The following is a 26328-nucleotide window of genomic DNA, read 5'->3' as shown; positions in this document are numbered from 1 at the left end:
CTTATAAGTTGCTTACTCTGCTCTCGATGAAGCTCGATATCCTGATGATTGCGGCCCACCCCGACGATGCCGAAGTAGGCTGCGCGGGCACGCTGATGAAGCATATTGCCAAGGGCCGGCGCGTGGGCGTGGTCGACCTCACGCGCGGGGAGCTGGGCACCCGGGGCTCGGCCGAGCTGCGCGACGTGGAAGCCGCCGACTCGGCCCGCATCATGGGGCTGCACGTGCGCGAAAACCTGGGTATGCGCGACGGATTCTTTCTCAACGACGAAGCCCACCAGCTCCAGATCATCCAGGTCATTCGGCGCTTCCGGCCCTCCATTATCCTGACCAACCCGAACGTGGACCGCCACCCCGACCACGGCCGGGCCGCCAACCTGGTGCACGACGCGGCTTTTCTGTCGGGTTTGCCCAAAATTGAAACCCAGTACCAGGGCCAGCCCCAGCCCCCGTGGCGCCCCGACCTGATGCTACAGGTGATTCATAACACGTATGTGAAGCCCGACATCGTGGTGGATATTTCCGAGTACTGGGAACGGAAGCTGCAGGCCGTTACGGCGTTTAAAAGCCAGTTTTACCACCCCGACTACGACGACCCGACGTCCACTTACATTTCCTCCCCCGACTTCCTGAAGATTCTCGAAGGCCAGGCCCGCGACTGTGGCAAGTACATCCGGGTGGCCTTTGCCGAGGGCTTCACCTGCCGCCGCCTGCTGGGCGTGGATGACCTGTTTCAGCTGCGCTAACCCGGCCCGGCCTGGGCATCTGGCCTATCCTCGGTAAGCTTGGAACTGTCGCGCTAGTGCTTTTCAGGCCTGGCAAATAGCTAATCCACAGACAATTCTACCAGCACTGCCGTAGAGCCGCCCGCGTCGTCGTCGGTAACGAGCAGGGCTTCGTAGCGGCCAGCTCCCAGCGCCCGGCGCACCACGATGCTTTCTACTTTGCCCCGGTAGGGTTTCCCGTCGGGCAGTTGCAGGTGCGCCAGGCGCAGCGGGTTTTTCTGCGCCGCCGAGAGTAGGCCCACGAAGCTGCCGAGTACCTCGCCATCGGCTATGGCATCGGTAGTGTCTTCTACCGATGCGGTAATAAAGACGTTATTTTCGAAGGTGCAGGCCCCGGAAAACCCGGCCGCTTTGCCCTGTAATGTCGGCAGCACATATTCCTGCTGCTGCACGGCGGGCACTGCTCCCTGGTGGCGCAGAGCGTCGAGCGTGACCAGCAGCGGCAGCCGAAACACAATGTTGCCTCCCGTAGAGCCCACTGTCCGCTGAAACAGCAGCAGCTCGGTGGCCGTGGCCGCCGCCGCCTCCAGATTCAGCACTACCCCAGCGGGTAGCTTCTGACGCAACGCCGCATACAGGCGGCTCAAGGACACGGGCTGCACCGTAGCTGAGCCCGGCCCGGCGGGTAGCGCCACCCAGAAACCCTGCTCCCGTGCCGCTGTGGCCCCCGAGCCCAGCACCAGCAAGCCCGTTTCGCCGCTACCCGAGGGTATGGCCGTCAGGCATTCCAGATCGGGCTTGCGGTCTTTAGGAATGCGCCCGGAGCTGAAATGCGCCGTCTCAAACAGCGTCATGGTGGCCCCCGCTACCAACGACTGGGCCGCGAAGCTGTAGAGAAACGGTGAGTCGTCGCCGATAATATAGGCCGTGTCGCCCACGATTTCGATGCCCGAGGCCGAGGGCAGCTTGGGAAGGTCAATCTGGCGCAGAATGGTAGCTTTCATAGCAGAAGAAAAACGAAGCGGTAAGGCGATGGGCAGTCAGGGCACCAGTACGCCAGCCTCTATTCGCAGAGCGCTACTGTTTGGTTATCGTAAACTCGACGCGCCGGTTCAGCTTGCGGGTTTCTTCTTTGTCGTTGCTGGCCCGGGGCTTGCTGCCTCCGTAGCCCACGGTGCTGATGCGGGCCTCCCCAATGCCGCGCGTTACGAGGTAGCGCTTCACTTCCTGCACCCGGTCTTCCGACAGCTTTTGATTCAAGTCAGCCCGGCCCTGGTTGTCGGTGTGGCCTTCCAGCCGGATAGCCACGGTGGGGTTGTCGGTCAGGGTACGGGCCAGCCGGTTCAACTCGGCATACGAAGCCGGCAGCAGCGTGAATTTGCCCTGGGCAAAAATAAGAGTCGGCAATTCGAGCTTGGCGCCTACTTCGGCCGGCACCACCAGCAGCTCCCGCGTGAGGGCAGCCATCATGCGTACCGTGTCGGTGCTGGTAAGAAATCCGGTGCTGGCCGCCGACAGCCGGTAGCTGCCAGTGGGCAAGGAAAACTGGAAAATCCCGCTGGCATCGGTGCGCAGCGTAGCATTGAAAACAATGTCGTTATCCAGCCGGATGGCCTTCACTTCCGCCTTCACAGGCGTCCGGGTTTTGGCATTCAGCACTTTGCCGGTCAGCAGTATGCGTTGGGCCATCGTGGGCGTAGCCGGGCGCACGGTATCGGCGGGGGCCACGCCGCTGGCAGCAGTGCGGAACAAATCGGCGGGGCCGTTGGGGGTGCGGGAGGCGGCGTAATAGGCCTGCTTGCCATCGGCGCTAAGCATAAAGTACGCATCAAAGCCCGGCCCGTTCAGGGTCGGGCCCAGATTGCGGGGCTCACTCCACTTACCCCAGCTGTCATCGAGCCGGGTGCTCACGAAAATATCGGCGCTGCCGTAGCCGGCGTGCCCATAGGAGGCGAAATAAAGCGTGCGGCCATCCGGAGCCAGCCAGGGCGCAAACTCAAAGCCGGGCGAGTTCAGCACGCCACCCAGGCTCTGGGGCTCACTCCAGGAGCCGTTGGTCAGCGCCCGGCTCACGTAAAGGTCGTTGCCCCCAAACGAGTCGCCGCGCTCCAGCGACAGCAGCAGCACCTTCTGGTCGGCCGACATGAAAAAGGTCGTAGCCGCTCCGGCCGAGTAGTAGTTCACGATATCCAGCGGCTCGGGCCGGGCGGCCTTGCCTTTGGCGCTACTTTCCCGGGGTATCAGAGAAGCCCCCTCGTCCCGGAAGCTGCCGTCGCGCTCATACAGGCCCCGCACAAGCAGCAGGTTGCCCTGCGGCCCCACTACCGACATGACGCCATTGTTTTGGCGCGTGTTGAGGGCGTCCAGGCGTACGGCTGGGGCCCAGCTCTGCCCATCGGCCGACTGGCTGACCCAGATATCTCCCGAATCGGTATTGCCTTCCGTGTTGCCCACATATTTGGTGCGGGACAGATACATCGTTTTGCCGTCGGGCGTGAGTACGGGGTGCAGCTCATTGCCCGGCGTGTTCAGGCCAGTAAGAGGCTCGGCGGGCCCGAAGCCGGGCTGGCTTGGGTCCAGGTTCAGCCGCAGCTTGAACAGGCGCCACTGCTGCGTAGCCCGGTTGGCCGGGCGCTGCGCGACAATGGGCGTCCCGTTAAACTTATCGGAGGAGGCCACGGCGGCGCATTTTTCATTACCCCGGTTCACGAGCTCGTAGCTGCCAATCGGGCCGGCGGGCACCAGCTTCCACTGCTGATACAAGCTGCCCGACCAGGGCCGCTGGGCCAGCGGGGCGTTTTCGTCGGGCTTTTCTACTGTCAGACACTTGCTGCTGTGCTTGGCTTCCAGGCGAAAATACTCGCCGCCCGGCGTGACGCGCACAAACCGCCACTGCTGGCTGGAAGCGTGCGTAAACTCCCACTGTACTGCTCCGCTACCCGCTTCCGGTGATGCCCCGGCTATGTCCAGCGAGCGGCCGCTACCGCGGGCCACTACGCCGTACCAGGCGTTTTCATCGGGGATAAAACCAGCTGACTGCGCAAATAAGGAGGTTGCGCTCAGCAGTAAGGGCAACAGGAGAAAGCAAAACCAGAAACGACGCATGCACGCAAAACGGATGGACAGGCGCGCAAGTTAAGCTTAAATACGAGCGGAGGGCAGCGGGCCAGGGCTCACAGGAAAACCGGAACCTTGCGTGTATTCACGACTCCGGTCTTTCCCATGAGACATGGTTATGGCTACCGGCAGGCAGCTAGTCGTTGCTGATGTACTTGAAACGTACAAAACGCTCGTTCTCGTAAATGGCCGTGAAATGTCCGCCGGGCGCCTGCGTGTCGGTCTTGCGCTCAGCGGCTCTGCTGGGCTTAGGAGCAGGCATAGAGGTGGAGGGAAATGCGCCGGGCATCATTGCGGGCACGTGGCAAATAAAGGATAGAATTTTGGACGCCATGATGTGTTGAATTAGGTGGTAAGAAGAAAAGAGAAGTTCAACTGATGGTAAGCCAGAAGTGAAAGTAAATATTTGAATAGTTCACTTATATACCTTCATGACAAATATAAACATATTACCATTGAATTGAATGATGCTAAGTTAAAATTTTTATAAAAATAATCTAGTCCGTACCAACCCTCATTTTTGTATCCGTACTGCTACGGATGCTGGCACCGGTATTGTGCTTTAACAGGCTCCAAACGGCCTTAAGCCTACCGACCTATGGGATAAGCTTGTTGAGCAGTGCGTACCGAATCAGTCCGATTATCGACTTGGACTTGGTTTTGGTCAGCATGTTTTTCCGGTGTGACTCTACCGTTCGCTCGCTGATAAAGAGCTGTTCGGCAATGTGCTGATTGGAATACTCCTGGGCAATGAGGCGCAATATTTCCGCCTCCCGACTGGTAAGCTCTACCACGGGCTGCGGCACCCGGCTGGCGTGGTTGGCCTGGATTTCCATATTCTGCACCATGGTGGCCGTTACTTCCTGCCCAAAATACCGCTGTCCGGCTGCTACGGCCCGAATTGCGGTACTCAATTCCTGCTGGTTAGTGCTTTTCAGCAGGTAGCCCGAGCCCCCAGCTTCCAGCACCTCGGCCACCGAGGCATGGTCCTGAAACGTGCTCAGAATGAGAGTACGCACCCGTGGGTGCCGCTCCCGAAGCACCCGGATAAGCTCCACCCCGCTCATGTAGGGCATATTCAGATCGAGCAGGGCCACGGCGATGGCGGGCTGCCGGTCCAGAATACGCACAGCCTCGCTGCCGCTGGTAGCCACCGCCACGATCTGAATGCCGGCTTCTTTCTGCAGCAGGCTCTTGATGCCGGCAACAACCAACGGATGATCATCCACCACCAAAACCGTAATCTTGGAAACGTCGGTAAGGGTTTTCTCCATAGTCAGAAGTTTCGCTCACAAAATTCACGCATCACGCGGCCGCCACTCTGGCGCCCCGCACCACCTCACTCACCGCTTCTAATGGGATTTAATTAATTGATACCCACTAAGCGTAAGTGAAACTTAAACAATTACTTACAGCTTTCCAAAAAACACTCATATTAGCATATTACAGTTTATAACTGCTTAATTTACATTGGCATACAGACCAAAACCAGCTACTTCCACCCGCTAGCAACGCTGGATTTGACTTTCGTTAACCCAACGCTAGTGCATTAAATGCCAATAATTTATACACAGCTAGAAGTATAGCGCATGAAGGAGCAAAAATAGAAGAGGCTCTACTTGTAGTAAGCAGAGCCTCTTTTATTGAATGCCAGCAGTTAGTTCTTCATGCCATACTTTCCCCTGAACTTCTGATTCAGGTAGGTTTGCTTGTTGGTCATGTTGAAGGCCCGGCCGTCGATGAAGGCGTGGGTCACGTTGTTGGTGCGCATGTCCAGCAAATCGCCGCTGCTGACCACCAGCGTGGCACTTTTGCCGGCTTCGAGGCTGCCGTAGTCCTTATCGACACCCATGATGCGGGCGGGACTAAGCGTGACAGCCGTCAGGGCCTGCTCCTTGGTGAGGCCGTGGCCGGCGGCCGTGCCGGCAATGAAGGCCAGATTGCGCGAGCCAGCCGTTTCCTGGTCGCCCTCGTAGTCGAGGCAGAAACGCACGCCGGCCTGCTGCAGCAGGCTGGGCAGCTTGTAGGGCAGGTCGTAGTCGTCGCCGGAGCGGCGGGGCAAAGCGTGAATCCGGGACAGCACTACAGCTACGTCATTCTGCTTCAGGAAGTCGAGCATCATCCAGGCGTCGCGGGCCCCGATGACGGTAACCTTCTGCACGCCCAGGCGCTTGGCGAAACGCACGCCCTCAATGATTTCCTTGCCGTAGTCGGCGTGAATGAATAGCGTTTTGGAGCCGTCGAACAAGCCGTTCAGGGCCGAAAGCCGTAGGTTTTCGCGGCGCCCGGCGGGCAGCGCCCGGTAGACGGAGGCTTCACTGAGCAGCTGCTCCAGGTCGCGCAGCTGCTGCTGCCGGGCCTTTTCGCGCTTTTCCACTGCCGTGGCATCTTCGGTCGGATTCAGCTTGAGCACCATCGGCGGCCAGTTCAGGTGCAGGCCGTCGTCGGTTTTCACCACGGCGTCCTGCCAGTTCCAGGCGTCGAGCTGCACGATGCTGCTCTGGCCCGAGAGCATGCCGCCGCGGGGCGTCACCTGGGCCAGCAGCACGCCGTTGGTGCGCACCGTCGGGATGATGTCGGAATCGGTGTTGTAGGCAATCAGGGCGCGCACGTTGGGGTTGAGCATGCCCACTTCCCGCTCATCCACGGTGGCCCGGATGGCTTCTACCTCGGTCAGACCCAGGGTCGTGTTGGGCAAGATCAGGCCGGGGTAGATTTCCTGGCCTTTTACATCCACCACCTCATAAGTCGATTTGTCCTGGCTGAAGCCCGACTGGGCGCCGGCGTAGGTAATGCGGCCCTTATCGAAGGCTACGGCGGCATCGGGCACCACGGTGCCGTTGCCGACGTGCAGGGTGCCGCCCACGAGCAGCACGGGCTTGCTCTGAGCAGGTGCCGGCGTAGGCACCTGAGCCAGCGCGGGCGTGGCCGCAAGCAGAGCGAGAGAAAAGAGAATATTTTTCATGCACAGAAGTCGTTAATAGTCAGGGCCAGAGCTAGTTATCCAGCTCTTTTTCTTCACCCATCGTGTCGCAGTGGAAGTGCTTGTTGGCCTTGGCGGTGGCACCCTGGGTGGGCGCGCCGGCTTTTTTGGCGTCCAGCATTTTCTGCACGATACGCAGGCGCTCTTTCTCCACTTCCTGGCGCATGCGGGCATCCGACTCGACATCAAACATCTGGCGGCCATCCACAAAGGTGCGCTCGGCGTGGGCATACACGCTCAGCGGGTGGTCGTTCCAGAGCACCACGTCGGCATCTTTGCCTTCCTTGATGCTACCCATGTTCTTATCGAGGTGCAGCATTTTGGCCGGGTTGATGGTCACCAGCTTCAGGGCTTCCTCTTCCGACAACCCGCCGTACTTCACCGTTTTGGCCGCTTCCTGGTTGAGGCGGCGGCTCATTTCGGCGTCGTCCGAGTTGATGGCCACGTTCAGGCCCGCGTCGTGCATGATGGCCGCGTTGTAGGGAATGGCGTCGCGCACCTCGTTCTTGTAGGCCCACCAGTCGGAGAAGGTACTGGCATTCACACCGTGGGCCTTCATCTTGTCGGCCACCTTGTAGCCTTCCAGAATGTGGGTGAAAGTGTTCACCTTGAAGCCCATGCGGTCGGCCGTGTTCAGCAGCATGTTGATTTCGCTCTGCACGTAGCTGTGGCAGGTGATGAAGCGCTGCTGGTTCAGGATTTCGACCAGAGCTTCCAGTTCCAGGTCGCGGCGCGGGGTCTCCCCTTTCTTCTGTTTGCCTTTGCTGAGTTTGTTCCAGCTTTTCCACTCCTGCTCGTATTCCTTGGCCCGGGTGAAGGCATCCACGAACACCTGCTCCACACCCATGCGTGTCTGTGGGAAGCGCAGCACGTTCAGTTCGCCCCAGTTGCTTTGCTTCACGTTTTCGCCCAGGGCAAACTTGATGAAGCCCGGCGCGCCCTCAATTTTCATCTGCTCGGCCGTCATGCCCCAGCGCAGCTTAATCAAAGCCGACTGCCCACCAATGGGGTTGGCCGAGCCGTGCAGCAGCTGCGAAGCCACCACGCCGCCGGCCAGGTCGCGGTACACGTCGATGTCCTCGGCATCCACTACGTCGCTCACCCGCACTTCGCTGGTCACGGCCTGGGTGCCTTCGTTGACGCCCTCGCTGATGGCAATGTGAGAGTGCTCGTCGATGATGCCCGGCGTGAGGTGTTTGCCGGTACCGTCGATGCTGCGGCCGCCTTTGGGCACGGCTAGGTTCTTGCCGACTTTGGCAATTTTACCGTTTTGGAGCAGCACGTCGGTGTTTTCCAGCTTGCCAGCGGCGTCACTGGTCCACACGGTGGCATTCTTGATAACCACAGTTTCCTGCTGCGGCACCTGGGCCCGGCCAAAGGCCACAAACGGGTACTGCAGCTGCCCCAGCTGCACGGGCTCAGGGGCTTTGGCCGAGTCGCGACGGGCGGCGCGGGTAGCTTCTTCCTGGCGCTGGGCGCTCCACTTCACCTGCGAAGCATCGGCCAGCTGCCCATCACCCTGAAACAAGCGGGTTTCGGGCGTATAAAAGCCCCCGAGGCGAACCGCCGTGCCCTTGGTTTTGGGCGTGGGGTTGTACACGATGGTCGCCAGCTCCCCGTTTACCGACAATGTGCCGCGCACCGTGTCTTTGGGGGCCAGCACGATGCGCATTTCGGGGGCTTCGGGCTTGCCGGCCACCAGCATTTTCAGCTCGGGCTGGGTGCCGATTTTAAGCGTGTATACGCCCCGGTAATCGGTGGGCACGGTGCTGAGCTGGTAGCGCTGCCCCTGTACCCAGTTGTCGAGCAACACGTTGTCGTCGGCAAACAGGCGGTTGGAGCACACCAGGAAGTTGGCCACCATCCCGGCTTTCAGGCTGCCCACCTGGTTTTGCTGCTTCAGCAGCTCGGCGGGCGTAGCGGTAAGGGCGCGCAGAGCCTGCTCCTCGCTCAGGCCGTACTGAATGGCCTTTTTCAGGTTGGGTAGGAATTTCTTCTTGTCCTTGAGGTCGGCGGCCGACAGCACGAAGGGCACCCCGGCCTTGGCCAGCATAGCGGCGTTGGCGGGGGCCATTTCCCAGTGCTTTAGCTCCTCCAGCGAAATGCGGGACGCGTCGTACACATCGTCCACATTATACGCATCCGGGAAGTTGAGACTCACGATGAGCGGGGCCTTCGTGGCCTGAATGTCCGAGAGGCGCTGGTACTCGTCGCCGCGGCCTTTCAGGATGTACTGCACCCCGAATTCGTCGCCCACCTTGTCGGCTCGCAGCGCCGACTGCTTGTCGCGCACGTCGAAGATCTGGGGTAGCTGGCGCTGCTGGTTGAAGGCCCGCAGCGACAGGTTCTGCTCCTTGGTCGGGTTGCGCTGGTTCCAGTCGGCGTCGAGGTAGGTCTGGCGCAGCAGCGCGATGCTGCCCATCAGAGAACTGGGGTAATCCTGGGGGCTGGTGCCTTTGTCGAAGGAAAAGGCGGCAGCGGCGCGGTCGGCCAGCACTACTTCCTGCTCCTTGCGGGCCGTATTCAGCGTCACCAGCGCCGCGGTGCCACGGGCAATGCCGTCGGCCTGCTGGGTGAGCACGGCCCCAAAGCCCAGGCGGCGGTACATGTCGGCCTGCTCGTCGTTGACTTTGAACAGTTCGGCGGCGCTGGTTTCGGGGTGAATAGCCTGGTTCCAGTCGTAGGCGCCGGTTTTCTGGCTTTCAAACTGCGGCCCGCTGCGCCGGCCCTGGCGCTCGGGCGCCTTTACTTCGGGTAGGCCGTAGCTGGCGTACAGATCCACGAAGCCGGGGTAGATAAAGTGGCCCTTCAAGTCGGTTACCACCGCGCCGGCCGGAATTTTCACGCCCGTGCCCACGGCCTCCACCCGGCCGTCCCGGATAACCAGCGTGGCATCGGTGAGGCGGGTTTTGTAGTCGGTGAAAATGGTGGCGTGCGTAAAGGCATACAGGCCCGGGCGCTGGTCGTACACGCCGTTGCGCGGGTAGGTACTAGGCTGGGCGTAGGCGGCCACACTGCCGAGCAGCAGGCCGCCGGCCAGCCCTAGCTGGCGTAAGAAGATGGACATTGAAAAACGGTGGAGGGTGATGAATAAAGCATCGGACTGGAAAGGTAGCGGCACCGTTGCACTTTCCGGCCGTTTTTCCTGAAAAATCCGCAAACCGAGCGGGGCGGTAAGCTTAACATTTCGGGGGTCAGGACAGTACGTAGAAATATACCTGGCTCTAAACTCTACCCACCATGCGCAAAGGCACGCAAGTCAGCTGGAAATACGGCACCGGCACGGCCACCGGCAAGATTGAAGAAACTCACAAGGAACCCGTGACGCGCAAGCTCAAGGGCAGCGACATCACCCGCAACGGCACCCCCGAAAACCCCGCTTTTGTCATCGTGCAGGAAAACGGCGACCGGGTAATCAAGCTGCAAAGCGAAGTGACGGCCGTGGCGGCCAAAGCTAAAAAGTGATGCGGCGCACGGTTCCAGCCGTATAGCACATTGCATAAAAAAGCCCCGTCAGCAGCTGCTAACGGGGCTTTTTTATGCAATGTGCACGATCTAGCGGTTGTGCACGTCGGGCTCGATAAAGGCCTGCTCTTCCATTTCGGTGGGCACTACCACAATGCCCTTCTGGAGCATGGAGTTGCGCTTGCCGTAGAGGAAGTACACGATGAAGCCCAGAATCATCCAGCCCATAGCCACCTTCAGGGTGAAGGCATCGAGGGCCAGAATCATGCTGGTGCACACCAGAATACCCATGATGGGCACGAAGGGGAACATGGGCGACGACAGCGGTGCCCGGAACGGACGGTGCTGGGCGGGGTCGGAGCGGCGCATAATCCAGACGCCGGCCGACACCAGCACGAAGGCCAGCAGGGTACCAAACGAGGTCAAGTCACCGGCCAGGGAACCGGGCACGAAGGCCGCGAAACCACCCACGAACACCAGCAGGGCCAGGTTCGACTTATAGGGAGTGGCAAAGCGCGGGTGCAGCTCAGCAAATGCCTTGGGCATCAGGCCATCCTTGGCCATAGAGAAGAAGACGCGGCTCTGGCCCATTAGCATCACCAGAATTACGGAGGAGAAGCCCAGCAGAATAGCCAGGGTTACGGCCGTGCTCAGCCACTCGAAGCCGGGCATGTGTGCCTTGATGGCGTAGGTAACCGAAGCCTCACCGCCTTTCGCGGGGTCGGCAAATTCGCGCCAGTTGGCCACACCCGTCAGCACGTGGCCAAACAGGATGTAGAGCACGGTGCACACGGCCAAAGAGCCGAGAATACCGATGGGCATGTCGCGCTTGGGGTTCTTGGCTTCCTGGGCCGCGGTGCTCACAGCATCGAAACCAATGAAAGCAAAGAATACGATGGCTGCGCCACCCAGGATACCGCCCCAGCCGTGCTTGTTCCAGGCCGTGTACTCGCGGATAATCTTGCCGGCGGCGTCTTTAACGGGCTCCGCATTTTCGGGAATCAGGTAGGGCGTGTGGTTGGCAGGATTGATGAACTGCCAGCCAACGGCAATGAATACCAGCACAATGGCCACTTTCAGGAATACCACTATGGCGTTGAACATAGCCGACTCCTGCGTGCCTTTGATCAGCAGCAACGACAGGGCCGCAATAACTAGCAACGCCGGCAGGTTGATGAGGCCGTGAATTTCAGCCCCATTCACCACAATCTTTTCGAAGGGCGAGTGGCTTAATTCATACGGTATACTGGTGCCAAAGACCTCCAGGAGCTTGTTTAGGTATTCACTCCAGGCAATAGATACTGTAGCGGCCCCCAGGGCGTATTCCATAATCAGGGCCCAGCCGATAACCCAGGCCACAAACTCGCCCATGGTGGTGTAGGCGTAGGTGTAGGCCGAGCCGGCAATCGGAATCATGGCGGCAAACTCGGCGTAGCACAGGCCGGCGAATACGCAGCCAATGGCGGCTACCACAAACGCCAGCGTCACGCCCGGGCCCGAAGCCTGGGCGGCCGCAGCGGCCGTGCGCACAAACAGGCCCGCACCAATGATGGCGCCCACGCCCAGCGCGACGAGGTTGCCGGCACCCAGGGTGCGCTTCAGCGTACCGTGCCCGGTGGAGTTAGCCTCGCCCAGAAGCTGAGCCAGTGGTTTTTTGGCGAAAATATTTGCCATACAAGAGAAAAAGGAGAAGAAAGAAGGTGAGAAAGGATAGTGAAAGAGGTGCGAATACGCTTCGCCTGGCCCGAATATAGGCGATAATCGGCACTCTTTAGGCAAAGAGCAGCACCTCGCGCATTAGTTGCACCAACCGCAAAACCACGGGCACCGTATCAGCCAGCCGCGTTTTGGGCCGGCCGAAAACGCTACCGTAAAACAAACCCAACCTTTGGGTGCGTGGAATTCGTATGGGCGTACTTCATTTGGTGCTTGTTCTTTCTTGGCATGCTTTTGGACAATGGCCAAAAAGAACATGATAAAAACCTCTTCTCGACCACTTCCCTTTCTCATGAAAACTAATCAAATTCTGGCCAGCTGTGTAGTTGCCTTTGCCCTCAATAGTGTAGCTCTCGTACCTTCTTTTGCCTCGGCTCCGGCCACGGTGCTGCAAGGCGACCGGACAATTAGCGAAGAAGCTTCGGCTATCGTAACCCGCATCGAGCGCAGCCTCGGCGGCCTGAACAACGGTCAGCGCGATGCCCTGCGCCAGGGTGCCGAAAGTTACGCCCGCGACAGCCGCACGGCCCAGCAAACTAATAACCAGGCCCTGCTAGCCGCGGCTACCGCGCAGTTCGACCGGGTGGCGCAATCGGCTCTGGCTCCCGCTCAATACGACCAGTACTTGGCGGGCAAAGACTTTTATCTGACCGGTAGAGGTCAGCGGCCGGCTTCGGCCCAGCCGGCTAATGGCTCGACGACAGCAGCCACCATCAGTAACCGCTTCGAGCAGGCTTTTGGCGGCCTGAACAACGGCCAGCGCGACGCTATCCGCCAGGGTGCCGAGACGTATGTCCGGGACCGGACGACGGCCCAGCAAACCAACGACCAGGCTCTGCTAGCCGCTGCTACCGCTCAGTTTGACAACGTGGTCAAGGCAGCTCTTAGCCCTGAGCAGTTTACGACCTACCAAAGCAACCGCGACTCTTACCTCAATGGCCGCGGTGGTGGCAGAGGTAACAATGGTAATGGCAACGGTAACGGCAAACTCATCAAGCCCGGTATGCGTCGGGGCCAGCGCTAAGCGCATCAACTCCGGTATGCGTTGAGGCCGCCAAGCCTTTGGCATTACCACCAGTTACAAAAGGGAGGCTCTCGGGCCTCCCTTTTTGCGTCTATACCGCAGCTAATTCAGGCAAAAGCTTGCAGCCCTGAGCTGAACAACAACCGCAGTGGCCACCTACGCAGTGCCCCCGTGAGCGGGCCGCCCCTACCCTGCTTGGCGAATGGCTAGCAAGGCAGGGGCCGTTCCAGAAATTCCCCTGGGCTCGGGAGCAGCATCCTGCGTAACTATTTAGCCGCGGCCGAACCCATATTTCCCGGCGCTGTTTGTTATATTTGACCTATTCGCTAGCTTCCCAAAGCCCGGCGTCCACCAACCGTACACCCCATGAGTCCCCTTCCCAGTAGTACCGCGTCGGTACAGATTCAGCAATTCTATGACAAGGGACTGGCCCACGCCAGCTACGCTATCCGTTGCGGCCGCCAGGTGGCCATCATCGACCCGGCCCGCGACCCGCAGCAGTACTACGATTTCGCCGACGAGCACGAGGCTAACATCGTCGCCGTTATTGAAACGCACCCGCACGCTGATTTTGTGTCGTCGCACCTGGAAATAGCACAGGAAACCGACGCCTTTATTTATTGCAGCAAGCTGGTGCTGGCCAGCTACCCCCACCGGCCCTTCGACGACGGTGACCGTATTACGCTGGGCAGCGTGGAGCTGCACGCCATCAACACCCCGGGTCACTCGCCCGACAGCATTTCCATCCTGCTCATCGATGACATGGCCCAGACGCGGGCCGTATTTACCGGCGACACCCTCTTCGTGGGCGACGTAGGCCGGCCCGACCTGCGCGAAAATGAGCTGGTAGGCGGCCATAAGCGCGAGGAGCTGGCCGCCCAGATGTACCACAGCACCCGCAACAAACTGATGACCCTGCCCGCCACCACGCGGGTTTACCCGGCCCACGGCCCCGGCAGCCTCTGCGGCAAAACCACCAGCACCGACCTGGACAGCACCATTGGCAAGGAGCTGAAAACCAACTACGCCCTGCAGCCCATGAGCGAGCAGGAGTTCGTGAAAGTGCTGCTCGAAGACCAGCCCTTCGTACCCAAATACTTCGGCCACGACGTGCAGCTAAACAAGCAGGGCGCGCTACCCTTCGAGGACAGCGTGCGGGCCGTGCCGCGCGTGCAGCCCAGCGCCGCCCTGGAAAACGGTGTGGTCGTTATTGATACCCGCCCGCAGGCCGAATTCAAGCAGGGCCACGTACCCGGCGCTATCAATCTGCAGGATGGTGGCAAGTTTGAAACGTGGCTGGGCTCAGTCGTGGGACCCAACGAGCCGTTCTACCTCATTGCCGACTCGCAGATTGCCCTGGACACGGTAATTCGCAAAACGGCTAAAATCGGCTACGAGGCGAATATCAAAGGCGCCTTGCTGACGCCCGCAGTGCTGCCCGCCACCAGCCCGGTGGCCAATGTGGAGCACGTGCGCGAGCGGCCCGAGGACTTTACCATCGTCGACATCCGCAACTACACCGAGGCCAAACAGCCCGTCTTTGCCGATGCCCTGGTGATTCCGCTGCCCGAGTTGCGGGAGCGCGCCCACGAGGTGCCGACCGATAAGCCCATTCTGGTGCATTGCGCCGGCGGCTACCGTTCGGCCGCGGGCAGCAGCATCTTGGAAGCCGCCCTGCCCAGCGCCCAGATCTATGATCTGAGCGACGCCATTACTGATTTTCAGAAGCAGGCGGTACACTAGCGTAATCACCTCTATGGACAGTCAGCAAGCCTGGAGGAAGATTTTGGATGCCATTCCTGCTGATGGCCGAGAGCTTCATACGGTACCGATTACCAAAAAGCAGCCAGTGTGGTTTGCTGTAAATCGTGAGCTTGATCTTATATGGGTTACTTCTGCTTCCCAAAATAGTCCTTCAAGTATCCTGACTTTGCGAAGAAGATTATCCTTCAAGAAATTCAACGAGATACTCCCCTACTTTTTCAGAAGGGCACAGGGAGAAAGTGTTAGCAAAGAAGTGTGTCGCCTTACCATGAATCAAGTTTATTACTTCTCGCTCATAGAACATATTCTGCTGTAAGCGTCTTTGAACCATTGGATGAGCCGTTTCAGTTAGCATAAGCTTACTGGAACGGCTTATTTTTGTAAGCTACTCTCACCCAGAATACTGTAGATGCGCGTATTACACACTGCCGATTGGCACCTGGGCCAACGCTTTATCAGCGGCCACGAACGAACCGACGAGCACCGCTACTTTCTGGAGTGGCTGGTGGATGTGGTGCGCGAGCAGCGGATAGAAGTCCTGGTCGTGGCCGGCGACGTGTTCGATACCGGCTCCCCGTCCAACCAAGCGCTGGAGCTGTACTACTCGTTTCTGCTGAACATGCGCGGCACCGGCTGCCGGGACATCGTAGTGGTGGGCGGCAACCACGACTCGCCGGCCACGCTGAATGCCCCGGCCCGCCTGCTGCGCCACCTGCGCGTGCACGTGGTGGGCTGCGTGCCCGAGTGCTTCGACGACCAGGTACTGGTGCTCGACGATGCCGCCGGCCAGCCCGGCCTAGTGGTGTGCGCCGTGCCCTTCCTGCGCGACCGGGACGTGCGCCTCTCTGTGCCCGGCGAGTCGGCGGAGGAACGCGAAGCCCGCATTAAGCAGGGCATAGCCGACCACTACGCCCGGGTTTCGGAGATTGAGCGGGTGTGGCAGCTCAAGGATATGGGGCTGCCGGTGCTGGCTACCGGCCACCTTTACGCGGCCGGCGCCGCCCCCTCCGATTCGGAGCGCACTATTCACGTGGGCAACCTGGGTCAGGTGACGGCCGACCACTTCCCCGCCATTTTCGACTACGTGGCACTGGGCCATTTGCACCGGCCGCAGCGCGTGGGCGGCCGGGAGCATATCCGCTACAGCGGCTCGCCCATTCCACTCTCGTTTTCGGAGGTTGACCACCCCAAGGAAATTCTGCTGCTCGACTTTGCCCAGGGCAAGCTGCACAGCCTGGAAGCCCTGCCGGTGCCGGGCACGCGGCGGCTGGCCCGGTTTCATGGGGCTTTGGATGAAGTTATTGCCAGCCTGGAAGCCTACGACAACACGGGCTTTCTGCTGCCGGCCTGGGTCGATGTGGAAGTTCGCTCGGAGCTGACCCAGCTGGAAGTGGCCGAGCAGTTGCTCAAAACCATCGAGCAGCTCAACCGGCAGCACATTGAGGTGCTGGCCCGCCGCCACTTCCGCCTCGTGAAGCTACGGGCCCTGGGCGCGGAGGCCGACGACGAGCCTCTCACGCCCAGCCTCGACGACTTTACCGAGCGCCAGGTGTTTGAGCGGCGCCTGGAAAACGAGCCCGAAGCCAGCCGCGCCGAGCTGCAGGAGGCGTTTGACGAGTTGCTGGAATGGATGCAGCAGGAACGCTCATAATCAACTGGCCCGATGAAAAGCAGAATCATGTACATGGAGTGCAAAACCGGCGAGCTGAGTGGGGAAGCTCGCATTGGCCGGGTTACGTTTACCAAAAGCGGCCTGGGCATCCGTTACCAGGGCCGGTTATTTCTCCGAGGCGGCAGCGAGAAGCTTTACGGCAACTACTTCGATGAGGAGTCAGGGGCCGAATACTGGATTTCGGGCTGTAAAAAGGATGGTACCGACCGGCTTTTTGGAAATCAGCCCGTGGCCATCGACGAGGATGCACGCGACGAATACTGGAACCTGATCCGCCAACCAAACTAGCCTTGCCCGTCTCCAAGCATACTTTCTCCGCCTTTTCCCGGCCTAGCTTACCCGCATGAAAATTCTCCGCGTCCGTTTTTTTAACCTGAACTCCCTGCGCGGGCAGCATGAAGTCGATTTTGCGGCTTCTCCCCTGTCCGATGCGGGTTTGTTTGCTATTACCGGCCCCACCGGCGCGGGCAAAACCACCATTCTGGACGCTATTACGCTGGCCCTCTACGGGCAGGTGCCGCGCCACGACGGCAGCGGCCCCGAGCAGGTGATGAGCCACGGCACGGGGGAAAGCTGGGCCGAAGTCGAGTTCCAGGTCAACGACAAGCACTACCGCTCGAAGTGGGGCCAGTACCGGGCCCGCAAGCGGCCGGAAGGCAACCTGCAGCCCCCCAAAATGGAGCTGAGCGAGCGGCAAATTGCTGCTGACGGCGAGGAAACGTGGCCGTTTCTGGAAACCTACAAGATGAAGGTGCCAGTCCGGGTGGCCGAGCTGAGCGGCCTGGAATACCGGCAGTTTCTGCGCTCCGTATTGCTGGCCCAGGGCGAGTTTACCAAGTTCCTGAAGTCGAGCCCGGGCGAGCGGGCCCAGCTGCTGGAGAAGATTACCGACACGCGCAAGTACTCCGACATTTCGCGCGCCGCCTTCGACAAAGCCAAGCAGGAAGCCCAGCAGGTCGACGTGCTGCGCGCCGGCCTGGCGGGCGTCACCCTGCTCAGCGCCGAGGAAGTAGCCGCTCTCGATGCCGAAGCAGCCGAGTTCCAGACCCAGCTCAGCACCGCTACCCAGGAGCAGCAGCGCCTGAGCGAGGCCCAGACCTGGCTGCGGCGCCTGGAAGAGCTGACGGCCCGCCAGCAGCACGGCCAGCAGCGCCTGCTCTCCCTGGCCCAGGAAGCCGAGACGCTGACGCCCATCCGGCAGCGCGTGAACCAGCACGAGCAGGCCCTGCCCTTCCGCACACCCTGGGCGCTGCTGCAGCAGGCCCAAACCCAGATTCAGCGGCTGCAGCGGGAAGCAGAGCAGCTAAAAAACGCGCTGCCGCAGCTTCAGGAGCAGTTTGCAGCCGCCCGCCAAGCCCGGCAGCAGGCCCAACAAGTGCGCGACGCGGCCACCGAAGACCAGCACCAGCAGGAGCCCCGCCTGCGCGAGGCCGAAAAGCTCGATACCGTTATTCAGCTGGAGGAAGCCCAGCTGCAGAAGGGCAAGCAGGAATATGACGCCAATAATGAGCAGTGTAAGCAGCTCAAAGCCAGTGCCGAGCAGGCCGCTACGCGGCTGCGTGAGCTGCAGGCCCAGCTGAAAGAGCTGAGCAAGTGGCTGGAAATCAATGCCAACGTAAAAGAGCTGGCCGAGGTATTACCCGAGCTGTCGGCCAATATCCAAGACTGGGAGCACCTGACTTCGGAGCTGGGCCAGCTGCGGCTGCGGCGTCAGGAGGCCCACCTGCGCCATCAGCAGGCCGAGGCCGCCGTGACCAAGTTTCAGCAGGCTGCCGCCAGTGCCCAGCAGCAGCTAGCCGACCTGGCTACCCGGCAGTTGGCGGCTACGGCCGACCGAAACCAGTGGCTGCGCCGCCTGCGCCACCAGGTAGCGGCGCTGCAGAAAGAACAGGAAACCCAGCAGCAGCACCATGATGATTTGCGCCGCAGCCTGCAGATGCAGCAGCTGGTATTATCGCACGAGGGCACGCGCCAGCTGTTGGTAGCCGGTGAGCCCTGCCCCGTGTGCGGCGCCCTTGAGCACCCGTTCTTATCGGGCGTGCTGGGCATCAGCCAGGATTCGGTGCGGCGCGACACGGAGCGGGAAGAGGAACTTGGGCAGCGCGTGCGCGCCCTGGGCACCCGCTTCAACCGCCTGAATACTTACGTAACCATGCTGGAGCAAACCAGCGGCGACCCGGAAATCGGGTTGGAGGAACCGGTTCAGCTGCTGCCTGAAACGGAGGAACCCCTGGTTGGGGAGCAGGCCCGGGCGCTGGTAAAGCTGCTGCAGGAGCAGGAGCGGCAGCGGGCCGCCCTGGAAGTGCAGCTCGCCCAGGCCAGCAGCCAGCAAACCAGCGCGACCCAGCAACAGGAAGCCTACGCCCAGGATATGCACAAGCTCAGTGAGCAGCTGCGCGACGCCGAGGAGCGGGTACCCACCGTGCGGGGCATTATCGTGAGCATGCTGCACAACTTCGGCCTGGAATTTACCGACCAGAACGGCCGGGCCATTATGGAATCGGCCAGCAAGCGGGCGGCCGAATTCAGCCGCAAGCAGCAGGAGCAAAACAAAGCCCAGCAGGAATTGAGCGGCATCAGCGCCACGTTCGAGAAGACGGAGGAAGAGCGGGAACGGCTGCAAACCAAGCTCCGCGCCCACAAGCAAGAGCTGCTGAATCAGCACGCCGCTATTCAGCAGCACAAGCAGCAGCGCCACGAGCTTTTTGCCGGCACCAACGTAGCGGCGGCTCTGCGGGAACTGGCCACGGCGGTAGAGCAGGCCACGCAGCAGCTGGAAAAATCGGCGGAAACGCAGAAAACCAGGGAAACGGCCTTGCAGGTCGCCACCGAAAGTCTGCGCAAAGGCGAGCAGGACGCCAAGCGCCAGCACCAGGAGCATGAGCAGCAGCACGCAGCCCTGGTAGCCGAGCTGCAAACCGCCGGCCTGGCGCCCGACCCGGCTGCCCTGGCCGCCCTGCTGCTGCCCGATACTGAAGTGCGCCGCCTGGCCGACCAGCTCCAGACCCACGAGCGGGCCGTGGCCACCACCCAGCAAAGCCTGACCGAAGCGGCCCAGCAGTTTCAGCAGGAGCAAACCCGGAACCTGACCACCGAGCCGGCCGAAACCGTCAGCCAGCAGCTGCGCGCTACCACCGAGCTGCTCGCCGGGCTCAACCAGCAGCTGGGCCAGCGCCAGCAGCGCCTGCTCGACCACCACCGGGGCCTGGAGCGCCACGCCGAGCTGGCCCAGCAGCTGGAAAAGCAGCAGCAGGAAGCTCGCCGTTGGCGGCAGCTGGCCGACCTCATTGGCTCGGCCGACGGCAAAAAGTTCAGCGAGTTTGCCCAGGGCCTCACCCTGGCCCGCCTCGTAGAGCTGGCCAACCGCCACCTGCACCGCCTCACCGACCGCTACCGTATTATGCGCAACCCCGAGGAGCACCTCGATTTGCTGATCGTAGATGAGTATCAGGCCGGTAACAGCCGCTCGATGAACTCACTGTCGGGTGGGGAGAGCTTCCTGGTGAGCCTGGCGCTGGCGCTGGGTCTCTCGGAGCTGGCTGGCCGTAAAACCCAGATCGACACGCTGTTTATCGACGAAGGCTTCGGCACGCTCGACCCCGACACGCTGGAAGTGGCCCTCTCAGCGCTGGAAACCCTGCAGGGCACGGGCAAAACCATCGGCATCATTTCCCACGTGGAGGCCCTGAAGGAGCGCGTGAGCACCCAGATCAGCGTACGCAAGGGCGCGGGCGGCGTCAGTTCGCTGCGCGTCGTCGGGTTCGGCGTGGAGATAGAATAGCAACCTATTCGGCTACGCGCAGCGGCTGCCCGGCCGTTCTGATTTCAGCCCACGTCCAGTAGCGGCGGGGCTGAATCTGGGTGTACCCCTGCCGTAGGAATTCTACTACGATCTGCTCCAGCGCATCGGGAGCAATAGAGGATGGATAAATCGGGCGCTGGTCGGGGTCGGCGTACCGCTCGGCCTTCTTCAGGGTATTGCCCGCAAGGCGCAGCAGCGGCCCCGTGTCGGTGATGCCGTCGAAGCTCCAGCGGCGCGGGCTCTGCTCCAGGGCATTCAGGTGCGCGGCCAAGGCGTCGAGGGGCAGGCGGGGCAGCGTGGGGCGCGACTCCAGGTCTATCCAGGTGGTGTACTTGTATTCCAGCTCGTAGCGCTGCCCGTCGTAGATGCTCAATACAATGTCGGAGCCAGTGGTGGGGCCAAACAAGCCGTAGTACGGCAAGGGCTCGGGCGTGCGCACGACCACCAACCCCAGCGCCGGGTAGCGGGTCAGCGTCGTCGCGGGGCTTTGCATAAGGGCGGCGGCTTGCTGCACCCGCGCATATTCCGGCTCCCAGGCGGCCCGCCCGCTTTCCGGGTTCAGCAGAATTTCGGCGAAGCGCGGCAGAAACCACTCGAACTTCTCAATGCTGGCTTCGTCTTCGCGGCGGCGCAGCACCGGCGCGCCGAAAGGCGGATAAAACAGCTCCTTTTCCTTGGCATTAAGCCAGCACACCAGCCTTAAGGCGTGGTCGGCCAGCGGGTCGTGCCAGTTCCACTCCCGGAAGTCGCCGAGCAGGGCCGCTTGGCGTAGCACTGGCTCGTGGGCCAGAGCCAGCTCCGGATACAGCAGGCTCCAAACCCCAATAAATCCGTCGACATCAAAATGATTGGCCGTGACGGCCTGGGCACTCAGGCCCGGCGTATCGGGGTGGCGCAGGGCGCGCAGTACCGAGCCGGCGCTGGTGTCGTCGCGCAGGGACGCCGGCGTGGGGGCGCCGCGCCAGTGGGCCAGCACCAGCGCGGCGCCGTTGGCGGTGCTGTCGACGACGATGGTAGGCTGGCGGCGCAGGGTCTGAAACGGAACAAACTGACGAGGCATAGGGCAGCGGGGGTAACAGCGGAGAAGCACCGCAAAGCTAGTCGCCCGTTCGGGTAGTGCCTACTCCCGGCGGCGCCGGTTGGCAATTCGCTCTACCCGGCTACGGCGCACCCAGTGCAGGTACTTCTGCAGCTCGGGTGCTGCCTGCAGGGCTTCGACCGTGGCGTAGCGGCGGGCCAGCTCACGGTTGGAAAATACCAAATGCACGGTGCTGTGGCAGGGCTGGCACAGGGCTACCGTCGGCCCGAATTTTCCACCCTCTTCCCGGGGTACCAAATGGTGGCGCGACACCGCCCCCACCTGGCGCTGACAGAGCTCACAGCAAGGCTCTTGGTCTGATTTGCTGGCGGGTGCTATCCAGGAACTTTGCTGCTTGCTACGCCGCCTTCCCATAAGACATAGAGGAGCAATACGTTGCAAAAATACTATCTGGCACGCTTTTTATAAACTGGCCAACGACGAGAAATAAAAAAAGATGTTGCATCTGCATTCAATTTAATTCTATATTTGATTGCGGGTATGGGGTAAACTCAGTCCAGCGCTGTCAATTAGCTGCTTTTACAGTCTTTTATGGCACTGCTTATTTTCAATGCTTTTACTGTTTAAATCCTATTTACCACCTGTTTTGTTCAGCACACTAACCCTTTTTCCATACACACATGCGTGACTTTACTCACCGTTCTTCACTTCGCCTTTCGCACCTGCTCCGCGCAGCCGGCCTGGTGCTAGCCTTGATGGTATTGACTCCCACGGCTTCGCGCGCCCAAACCTGGCTCGTATCAACCGACGGCTACATTAAGATGGGCGTCATGGACAAATTCGGCCAGCTCGGGGCCTATACGGCCCGCTTCGTGGTCACCAGCCAGACTACGGGCAAGGAATACATTCTGGTGAAGCAGATTGCCAAGGGGCAGAACGGCATCGACGTGGTTTTCCCCTCTGAGCCCTCCGACCCGGATTACTTCCAGACCGAATCGGGCGAAGCCGCTAAAGGCACCCCCGGCCGCTACACCTGGGAATGCCAGGTAGCCGGCAAGAAAGTAGTGGGCGGCCGCTTCAACTTCCCCGAGGTCGGCAACGACGTGACTGTGGTCGACAAGCGCTAAAGCGTCCGGCTTCGCCCTGCTTATCTGTTCAAAAGCCTGCCGTTGCTCGTCAACGGCAGGCTTTTCTTGTTTTAGCCGGGGCCTTCAGGCGCACAGCTCCGTATAAGGCCCTGGCAACGGCTTCGCGCCGTTCATCTTCATTTCTAACTTCCTGTCGTCATGCCCAAGAAATCCTTCAGCGAGCTAATCAACAGCCCCGGCATGCCGGTGCTGGTCGACTTTTATGCCGACTGGTGCGGCCCCTGCAAAACCATGGCCCCGATTCTGGAGCAGGTAGCTTCCCAGCACCAGGGCAAGCTCAAGGTCATCAAGATTGATGTGGACAAGAACCCCGCCGTGGCCCAGCAGTTCCGGGTGCAGGGCATTCCTACGCTGATTCTGTTTCATAAAGGCCAGCCGGTGTGGCGGCAGTCGGGAGTGGTGCCGGCCCAGCAGCTCAGCCAAACGGTGCAGGGCTACCTGTAGCAGGCAACCTTTGCCGCAGTTTCGGACTCTATTCGGGAGGGTGTAGCCGCGGTGCCAACAGTGGCGCTTGGGTAATTAACTCTCCTACAGGTAGTAGTCCTAAACTATCCGGGTTTGTTCGGGGTTTGGCAGGCTAAGCTGACTACCTTTGTGTTAGCTTGTACTGTTTGCCTCAATGCGATTATACCTCTCGACGCTTCGATTTAGCTTCTTCCTTTTACTCAGCGTCTTGCCCCTTGGGTTGCAGGCCCAGCAGCGCTTTACCCTCAGTGGCTACGTCCGCTCGGTGGCCGACCGCAGCATTCTGCCGGGTGCTTCCGTGGCCGTGCCCGCGCTGGGCACGGGCGTCACGGCCGATGCCGAAGGCTTTTATTCCCTGACCCTGCCCGAGGGCCGCTACCAGCTGGCTATTTCCTTTATCGGCTATCAGACCCAGACCCGGGAGCTGAACGTGACCCGCTCCCAGCGGATTTCTTTTAGCTTGCCCGAAGCCAGCAACGAGCTGGGCGAAGTCGTGATTGAGGGCACCGGCACGCTGGAGCAGAAGCTGCAAACCACCCAGATGAGCGTGGAGCACCTCAACGCCCGCGACGCGAAGCTGCTGCCGGCCTTGTTTGGGGAAGTCGATTTGCTCAAGACCCTGCAGCTGAAGCCCGGCGTGCAGAACGGCGGTGAGGGCACCAGCGGCCTGTTTGTGCGCGGCGGCTCGGCCGACCAGAACCTGTTCTTGATTGACGACGCGGTGGTGTACAACCCCTCGCACCTCTTCGGCCTGTTCTCGGTGTTCAATGCCGATGCCGTGCAAAGCGTGGACCTCTACAAAGGCGGCTTTCCGGCCCAGTACGGCGGCCGGCTGTCGTCGGTGGTGGATGTGAAGATGCGGGACGGCAACCCCCAGAAGTTCGGGGTGAGCGGCGGCCTGGGCCTGATTTCCTCGCGCCTGACGGTGGAAGGTCCTATCGTGAAAGACAAGGGCTCCTTCGTGCTGTCGGGGCGGCGCACCTACTTCGACGTCTTTACGCGCCAGATCAACAAGCTGAACAAGGACACGGAGGACTACAGCCCCATTCCCGACTACTATTTCTACGATTTCAACGCCAAGGCCAACTACAAGCTCGGGGAGAAAGACCAGATTTTCCTGACCGGCTACTACGGCCGCGACGTTTTTGGCTTCAACAGCACCGGCGGCTTTAACTTCGACTTCACCTGGGGCAACACCGTGGGCACCGCACGCTGGAACCACGTTTTCTCCCCCAAGCTGTTCCTGAACACGACTATATCGAGTACGGCCTACCAGTACCAGATTGCCAACCGCCTCGACCAGTTCGGCTTCAGCCTGTCGTCGGAAATCCAGGATTACGCCCTGCGCTCCGACCTCGACTACATCGCCAACGACCGGCATACGCTCAAGCTGGGCGTGAGTGCCACGGCCCACCGCTTCAACGTGGGACGCCTCTCGGCCAACAGCACCGACGGCAGCCTGAATATCGGCTCCGAAATCGTGTACAAGGGCCAGGAAGCCTCATTGTACGGCTCCGACAACTTCAAGGTAAACGACAAGGTGCAGCTGGACTACGGCCTGCGCCTGACTGGCTTCCAGAGTGGCTCCGACCGGTTTGCGGCCCTGGAGCCGCGCGGGGCCGTGCGCTACTCGCTCACGCCCAAAACCTCGCTGAAGGCCAGCTACGCCATGATGTACCAGTACGTGCATCTGGTGACCAACTCGGGCGCCTCCCTGCCGACGGACATCTGGTACCCCTCGCGCCTGAACGTGAAGCCCCAACGCTCCCAGCAGGTGGCTACCGGCGTGAGCTTTTTGCTGGGCCAGGGCAACTACCTGCTTACCAACGAGGTGTACTACAAGTGGGCCCAAAACCAGGTGGACTTCCGCGACGGAGCCCAGCTGTTTGCCAACGAGGACCTGGACGCCGAGTTTCTGTTCGGCAAGGGCTGGGCCTACGGCAACGAGCTGTACCTGGAAAAGAAAACCGGCCGCACCACAGGCTGGGTGGGCTATTCCCTGGCCTGGACCAAGCGGCGGTTTCCGGCCCAGCGCGGCGGCACCGGCATCAACAACGGCAAGGAATTCTTCCCTACCTACGACCGGCGCCACAATCTGACGGTGGTAGTGCTGCACAAGCTCAATGAGCGTATCAACCTGACCGGCTCGTTCGTCTTTACCTCCGGGGCCCCGACTACCCTGCCCCAGGGCCGGTTTCTGCTCCAGGATGTGTTCGGCGACGACGTATCGGCCGTGCCGATTTACCCCGACCGCAACACCTACCGCATGGCGCCCTACAACCGCCTCGACCTGGGCATGGTCTACAAGCTGCGGCCCAAGCGCGGCGAGTCGGACCTGACCTTCTCGGTCTACAACGCCTACAACCGGCGCAACCCTTACTTCATCTACTTCGAGCAGGTGCGCAACAAGGAAACCGGCGACGTAACCAACTTCCGGGCCCGGCAGGTGTCGCTGTTCCCGGTTATTCCGTCGGTGACGTATAACTTTAAGTTCTAAGCATTTCTGTTGGCTCCGCGCTGTTCTTCCTCAATGACGTCTCTTCTTCTTTTGATCCAACGCTTTCTGCTTGCCCGGCCCGCTCGGTTGGGCGCCGCGGCCCTGGCCGTGCTCCTAACCGTTAGCGGCTGCAATCTGCAGAAGGATATTGATGTGGACCTGCCGGCCGGCCCTTCGCAGCTGGTGGTCGAGTGCTACCTGGAGCCCGGGGTGGTGCCGCGCCTCACTGTCAGTGAAACGGTGCCCTACCTGAGTAGCCCCACTCCCACCCTGCTCACCGACGTGGCCGTGGTGCTCACCTACCCCTCGGGGCAAAAGGAGGCGTTTCGCTTCACTCCCGGCCTCGACACGCTCACCCAGAAGCTCTACACCCACAAGGGCAAAAACCCGCTGGTAGCCCGGCCCGGCGACACCTTTAAGCTGGAAGTGTACGACACCCAGGGCCGCCGCGTCACGGGCACTGCCACCATGCCCGCCCGCGTGCCGATTGATACGGTGCAGTGGAAATTCAACGATAAGTCGGCGGAGGAGCGTAAGGCCTACGTGCTGGTGAAGTTTCAGGACCAAGCCGCCACGGCCGACTTTTACCGCATGCAGATTCACACGGACAGCATTTCGAACGACCCAAACCGGGACTTTGAGCTGGATGACCGCCTGACCAACGGCCAGCTGATGACCCTGGGTACCAGCTACCGCTACTCCACCAACGACACGCTACTCGTCACGCTCTACCACCTCGACCAACCCTACTACCAGTTTCTGCGGTCGGTAGACGATGCCCAGAACGCCAACGGCAACCCCTTCGCCCAGCCCTCCGCCGTCCGCTCGACGGTAGAAGGCGGCGTGGGTATTTTCACCATCCTGAGCTACGACCGGCGCAAGGTGATTATCCGGTAGCCACAACTCAGACA

General features: G+C 60.8%; 21 protein-coding genes. 12 read left to right on the top strand and 9 right to left on the bottom strand.

Annotated elements, in window-relative coordinates; all coding sequences use genetic code 11:
* Positions 1–8 precede the first annotated feature (8 nt).
* On the top strand, positions 9–746 hold the full coding sequence (bshB1, locus tag LGH70_RS09435; protein ID WP_348533743.1) for a bacillithiol biosynthesis deacetylase BshB1: 738 nt from the start codon (positions 9–11) through the stop codon (positions 744–746).
* 80 nt (positions 747–826) lie between these two features.
* Here bshB1 and LGH70_RS09430 read toward each other — a convergent pair whose 3' ends face one another.
* The 6 genes from LGH70_RS09430 to LGH70_RS09410 all read right to left on the bottom strand — a co-directional run bounded on the left by LGH70_RS09430 (position 827) and on the right by LGH70_RS09410 (position 9892).
* Positions 827–1729, bottom strand: a complete 903-nt coding sequence (locus LGH70_RS09430) for a DUF6929 family protein (protein ID WP_226184986.1) — start codon at positions 1727–1729, stop codon at positions 827–829.
* A gap of 73 nt (positions 1730–1802) precedes the next feature.
* Positions 1803–3800 carry an RICIN domain-containing protein gene (locus tag LGH70_RS09425; RefSeq protein WP_226184985.1) on the bottom strand — a complete coding sequence of 666 codons (1998 nt, stop codon included), beginning with the start codon at positions 3798–3800 and terminating at the stop codon, positions 1803–1805.
* A gap of 178 nt (positions 3801–3978) precedes the next feature.
* On the bottom strand, positions 3979–4104 hold the full coding sequence (locus tag LGH70_RS23590) for a hypothetical protein (RefSeq protein ID WP_262905292.1): 126 nt from the start codon (positions 4102–4104) through the stop codon (positions 3979–3981).
* A 334-nt stretch (positions 4105–4438) separates the two neighbouring features.
* Positions 4439–5116 (bottom strand): response regulator transcription factor, encoded by a 678-nt coding sequence (locus LGH70_RS09420; protein WP_226184984.1) that lies wholly within the window; start codon positions 5114–5116, stop codon positions 4439–4441.
* Between the two features lie 383 nt (positions 5117–5499).
* Positions 5500–6807 (bottom strand): amidohydrolase family protein, encoded by a 1308-nt coding sequence (locus tag LGH70_RS09415; protein ID WP_226184983.1) that lies wholly within the window; start codon positions 6805–6807, stop codon positions 5500–5502.
* A gap of 31 nt (positions 6808–6838) precedes the next feature.
* Positions 6839–9892 (bottom strand): amidohydrolase family protein, encoded by a 3054-nt coding sequence (locus tag LGH70_RS09410; protein WP_226184982.1) that lies wholly within the window; start codon positions 9890–9892, stop codon positions 6839–6841.
* 173 nt (positions 9893–10065) lie between these two features.
* On the opposite strand from LGH70_RS09410, the gene LGH70_RS09405 reads away from it, so the two are divergent.
* Positions 10066–10290, top strand: a complete 225-nt coding sequence (locus LGH70_RS09405; protein WP_226184981.1) for a hypervirulence associated TUDOR domain-containing protein — start codon at positions 10066–10068, stop codon at positions 10288–10290.
* 90 nt (positions 10291–10380) lie between these two features.
* On the opposite strand, the gene LGH70_RS09400 is transcribed toward LGH70_RS09405, so the two are convergent.
* Complete coding sequence (locus tag LGH70_RS09400; RefSeq protein ID WP_226184980.1) at positions 10381–11964, bottom strand: amino acid permease; 1584 nt, start codon at positions 11962–11964, stop codon at positions 10381–10383.
* A 334-nt stretch (positions 11965–12298) separates the two neighbouring features.
* On the opposite strand from LGH70_RS09400, the gene LGH70_RS09395 reads away from it, so the two are divergent.
* The 6 genes from LGH70_RS09395 (at position 12299) to LGH70_RS09370 (ending at position 20247) form a co-directional block, all read left to right on the top strand.
* A complete protein-coding gene (locus LGH70_RS09395) occupies positions 12299–13030 on the top strand; it encodes a hypothetical protein (protein WP_226184979.1) in 732 nt (243 codons plus the stop codon).
* A 366-nt stretch (positions 13031–13396) separates the two neighbouring features.
* Entirely contained in the window at positions 13397–14773 is a 1377-nt protein-coding gene (locus tag LGH70_RS09390) for an MBL fold metallo-hydrolase (protein WP_226184978.1), read from the top strand.
* A 13-nt stretch (positions 14774–14786) separates the two neighbouring features.
* The gene (locus LGH70_RS09385; RefSeq protein ID WP_226184977.1) at positions 14787–15110 is read left to right on the top strand and encodes a hypothetical protein; all 324 of its coding nucleotides are present in this window, start codon (positions 14787–14789) and stop codon (positions 15108–15110) included.
* Positions 15111–15203: 93 nt separating this feature from the next.
* Entirely contained in the window at positions 15204–16445 is a 1242-nt protein-coding gene (locus LGH70_RS09380; protein WP_226184976.1) for an exonuclease SbcCD subunit D C-terminal domain-containing protein, read from the top strand.
* A gap of 12 nt (positions 16446–16457) precedes the next feature.
* Positions 16458–16754 carry a hypothetical protein gene (locus LGH70_RS09375; RefSeq protein WP_226184975.1) on the top strand — a complete coding sequence of 99 codons (297 nt, stop codon included), beginning with the start codon at positions 16458–16460 and terminating at the stop codon, positions 16752–16754.
* Positions 16755–16809: 55 nt separating this feature from the next.
* Complete coding sequence (locus LGH70_RS09370) at positions 16810–20247, top strand: SbcC/MukB-like Walker B domain-containing protein (protein WP_226184974.1); 3438 nt, start codon at positions 16810–16812, stop codon at positions 20245–20247.
* A gap of 4 nt (positions 20248–20251) precedes the next feature.
* On the opposite strand, the gene LGH70_RS09365 is transcribed toward LGH70_RS09370, so the two are convergent.
* On the bottom strand, positions 20252–21328 hold the full coding sequence (locus tag LGH70_RS09365; protein WP_226184973.1) for a DUF6687 family protein: 1077 nt from the start codon (positions 21326–21328) through the stop codon (positions 20252–20254).
* Positions 21329–21388: 60 nt separating this feature from the next.
* A complete protein-coding gene (locus tag LGH70_RS09360) occupies positions 21389–21535 on the bottom strand; it encodes a hypothetical protein (protein ID WP_226184972.1) in 147 nt (48 codons plus the stop codon).
* A 452-nt stretch (positions 21536–21987) separates the two neighbouring features.
* Between LGH70_RS09360 and LGH70_RS09355 the strand changes: the two genes are divergently transcribed.
* The 4 genes from LGH70_RS09355 (at position 21988) to LGH70_RS09340 (ending at position 26314) form a co-directional block, all read left to right on the top strand.
* Positions 21988–22434, top strand: a complete 447-nt coding sequence (locus tag LGH70_RS09355) for a hypothetical protein (protein WP_226184971.1) — start codon at positions 21988–21990, stop codon at positions 22432–22434.
* 159 nt (positions 22435–22593) lie between these two features.
* Complete coding sequence (gene trxA / locus LGH70_RS09350; RefSeq protein WP_226184970.1) at positions 22594–22899, top strand: thioredoxin; 306 nt, start codon at positions 22594–22596, stop codon at positions 22897–22899.
* 229 nt (positions 22900–23128) lie between these two features.
* A complete protein-coding gene (locus tag LGH70_RS09345) occupies positions 23129–25417 on the top strand; it encodes a TonB-dependent receptor (RefSeq protein ID WP_226184969.1) in 2289 nt (762 codons plus the stop codon).
* 51 nt (positions 25418–25468) lie between these two features.
* Positions 25469–26314, top strand: coding sequence for a DUF4249 domain-containing protein (locus LGH70_RS09340; protein WP_226184968.1), 846 nt, complete (start codon positions 25469–25471; stop codon positions 26312–26314).
* The last annotated feature ends 14 nt before the right edge of the window (positions 26315–26328 follow it).

It is taken from the genome of Hymenobacter nitidus (assembly GCF_020447315.1).
Taxonomy (GTDB): domain Bacteria; phylum Bacteroidota; class Bacteroidia; order Cytophagales; family Hymenobacteraceae; genus Hymenobacter; species Hymenobacter nitidus.
This window is presented reverse-complemented; position numbering and strand designations above follow the sequence as displayed.

Bases quoted from the DNA above. Each gene is read 5' to 3' on its own strand.
- LGH70_RS09430 (WP_226184986.1), bottom strand. From the start codon at position 1,729: ATGAAAGCTACCATTCTGCGCCAGATTGACCTTCCCAAGCTGCCCTCG.
- LGH70_RS23590 (WP_262905292.1), bottom strand. From the start codon at position 4,104: ATGCCTGCTCCTAAGCCCAGCAGAGCCGCTGAGCGCAAGACCGACACG.
- LGH70_RS09420 (WP_226184984.1), bottom strand. From the start codon at position 5,116: ATGGAGAAAACCCTTACCGACGTTTCCAAGATTACGGTTTTGGTGGTG.
- LGH70_RS09415 (WP_226184983.1), bottom strand. From the start codon at position 6,807: ATGAAAAATATTCTCTTTTCTCTCGCTCTGCTTGCGGCCACGCCCGCG.
- LGH70_RS09410 (WP_226184982.1), bottom strand. From the start codon at position 9,892: ATGTCCATCTTCTTACGCCAGCTAGGGCTGGCCGGCGGCCTGCTGCTC.
- LGH70_RS09405 (WP_226184981.1), top strand. From the start codon at position 10,066: ATGCGCAAAGGCACGCAAGTCAGCTGGAAATACGGCACCGGCACGGCC.
- LGH70_RS09400 (WP_226184980.1), bottom strand. From the start codon at position 11,964: ATGGCAAATATTTTCGCCAAAAAACCACTGGCTCAGCTTCTGGGCGAG.
- LGH70_RS09395 (WP_226184979.1), top strand. From the start codon at position 12,299: ATGAAAACTAATCAAATTCTGGCCAGCTGTGTAGTTGCCTTTGCCCTC.
- LGH70_RS09390 (WP_226184978.1), top strand. From the start codon at position 13,397: ATGAGTCCCCTTCCCAGTAGTACCGCGTCGGTACAGATTCAGCAATTC.
- LGH70_RS09385 (WP_226184977.1), top strand. From the start codon at position 14,787: ATGGACAGTCAGCAAGCCTGGAGGAAGATTTTGGATGCCATTCCTGCT.
- LGH70_RS09380 (WP_226184976.1), top strand. From the start codon at position 15,204: ATGCGCGTATTACACACTGCCGATTGGCACCTGGGCCAACGCTTTATC.
- LGH70_RS09375 (WP_226184975.1), top strand. From the start codon at position 16,458: ATGAAAAGCAGAATCATGTACATGGAGTGCAAAACCGGCGAGCTGAGT.
- LGH70_RS09370 (WP_226184974.1), top strand. From the start codon at position 16,810: ATGAAAATTCTCCGCGTCCGTTTTTTTAACCTGAACTCCCTGCGCGGG.
- LGH70_RS09365 (WP_226184973.1), bottom strand. From the start codon at position 21,328: ATGCCTCGTCAGTTTGTTCCGTTTCAGACCCTGCGCCGCCAGCCTACC.
- LGH70_RS09355 (WP_226184971.1), top strand. From the start codon at position 21,988: ATGCGTGACTTTACTCACCGTTCTTCACTTCGCCTTTCGCACCTGCTC.
- trxA (WP_226184970.1), top strand. From the start codon at position 22,594: ATGCCCAAGAAATCCTTCAGCGAGCTAATCAACAGCCCCGGCATGCCG.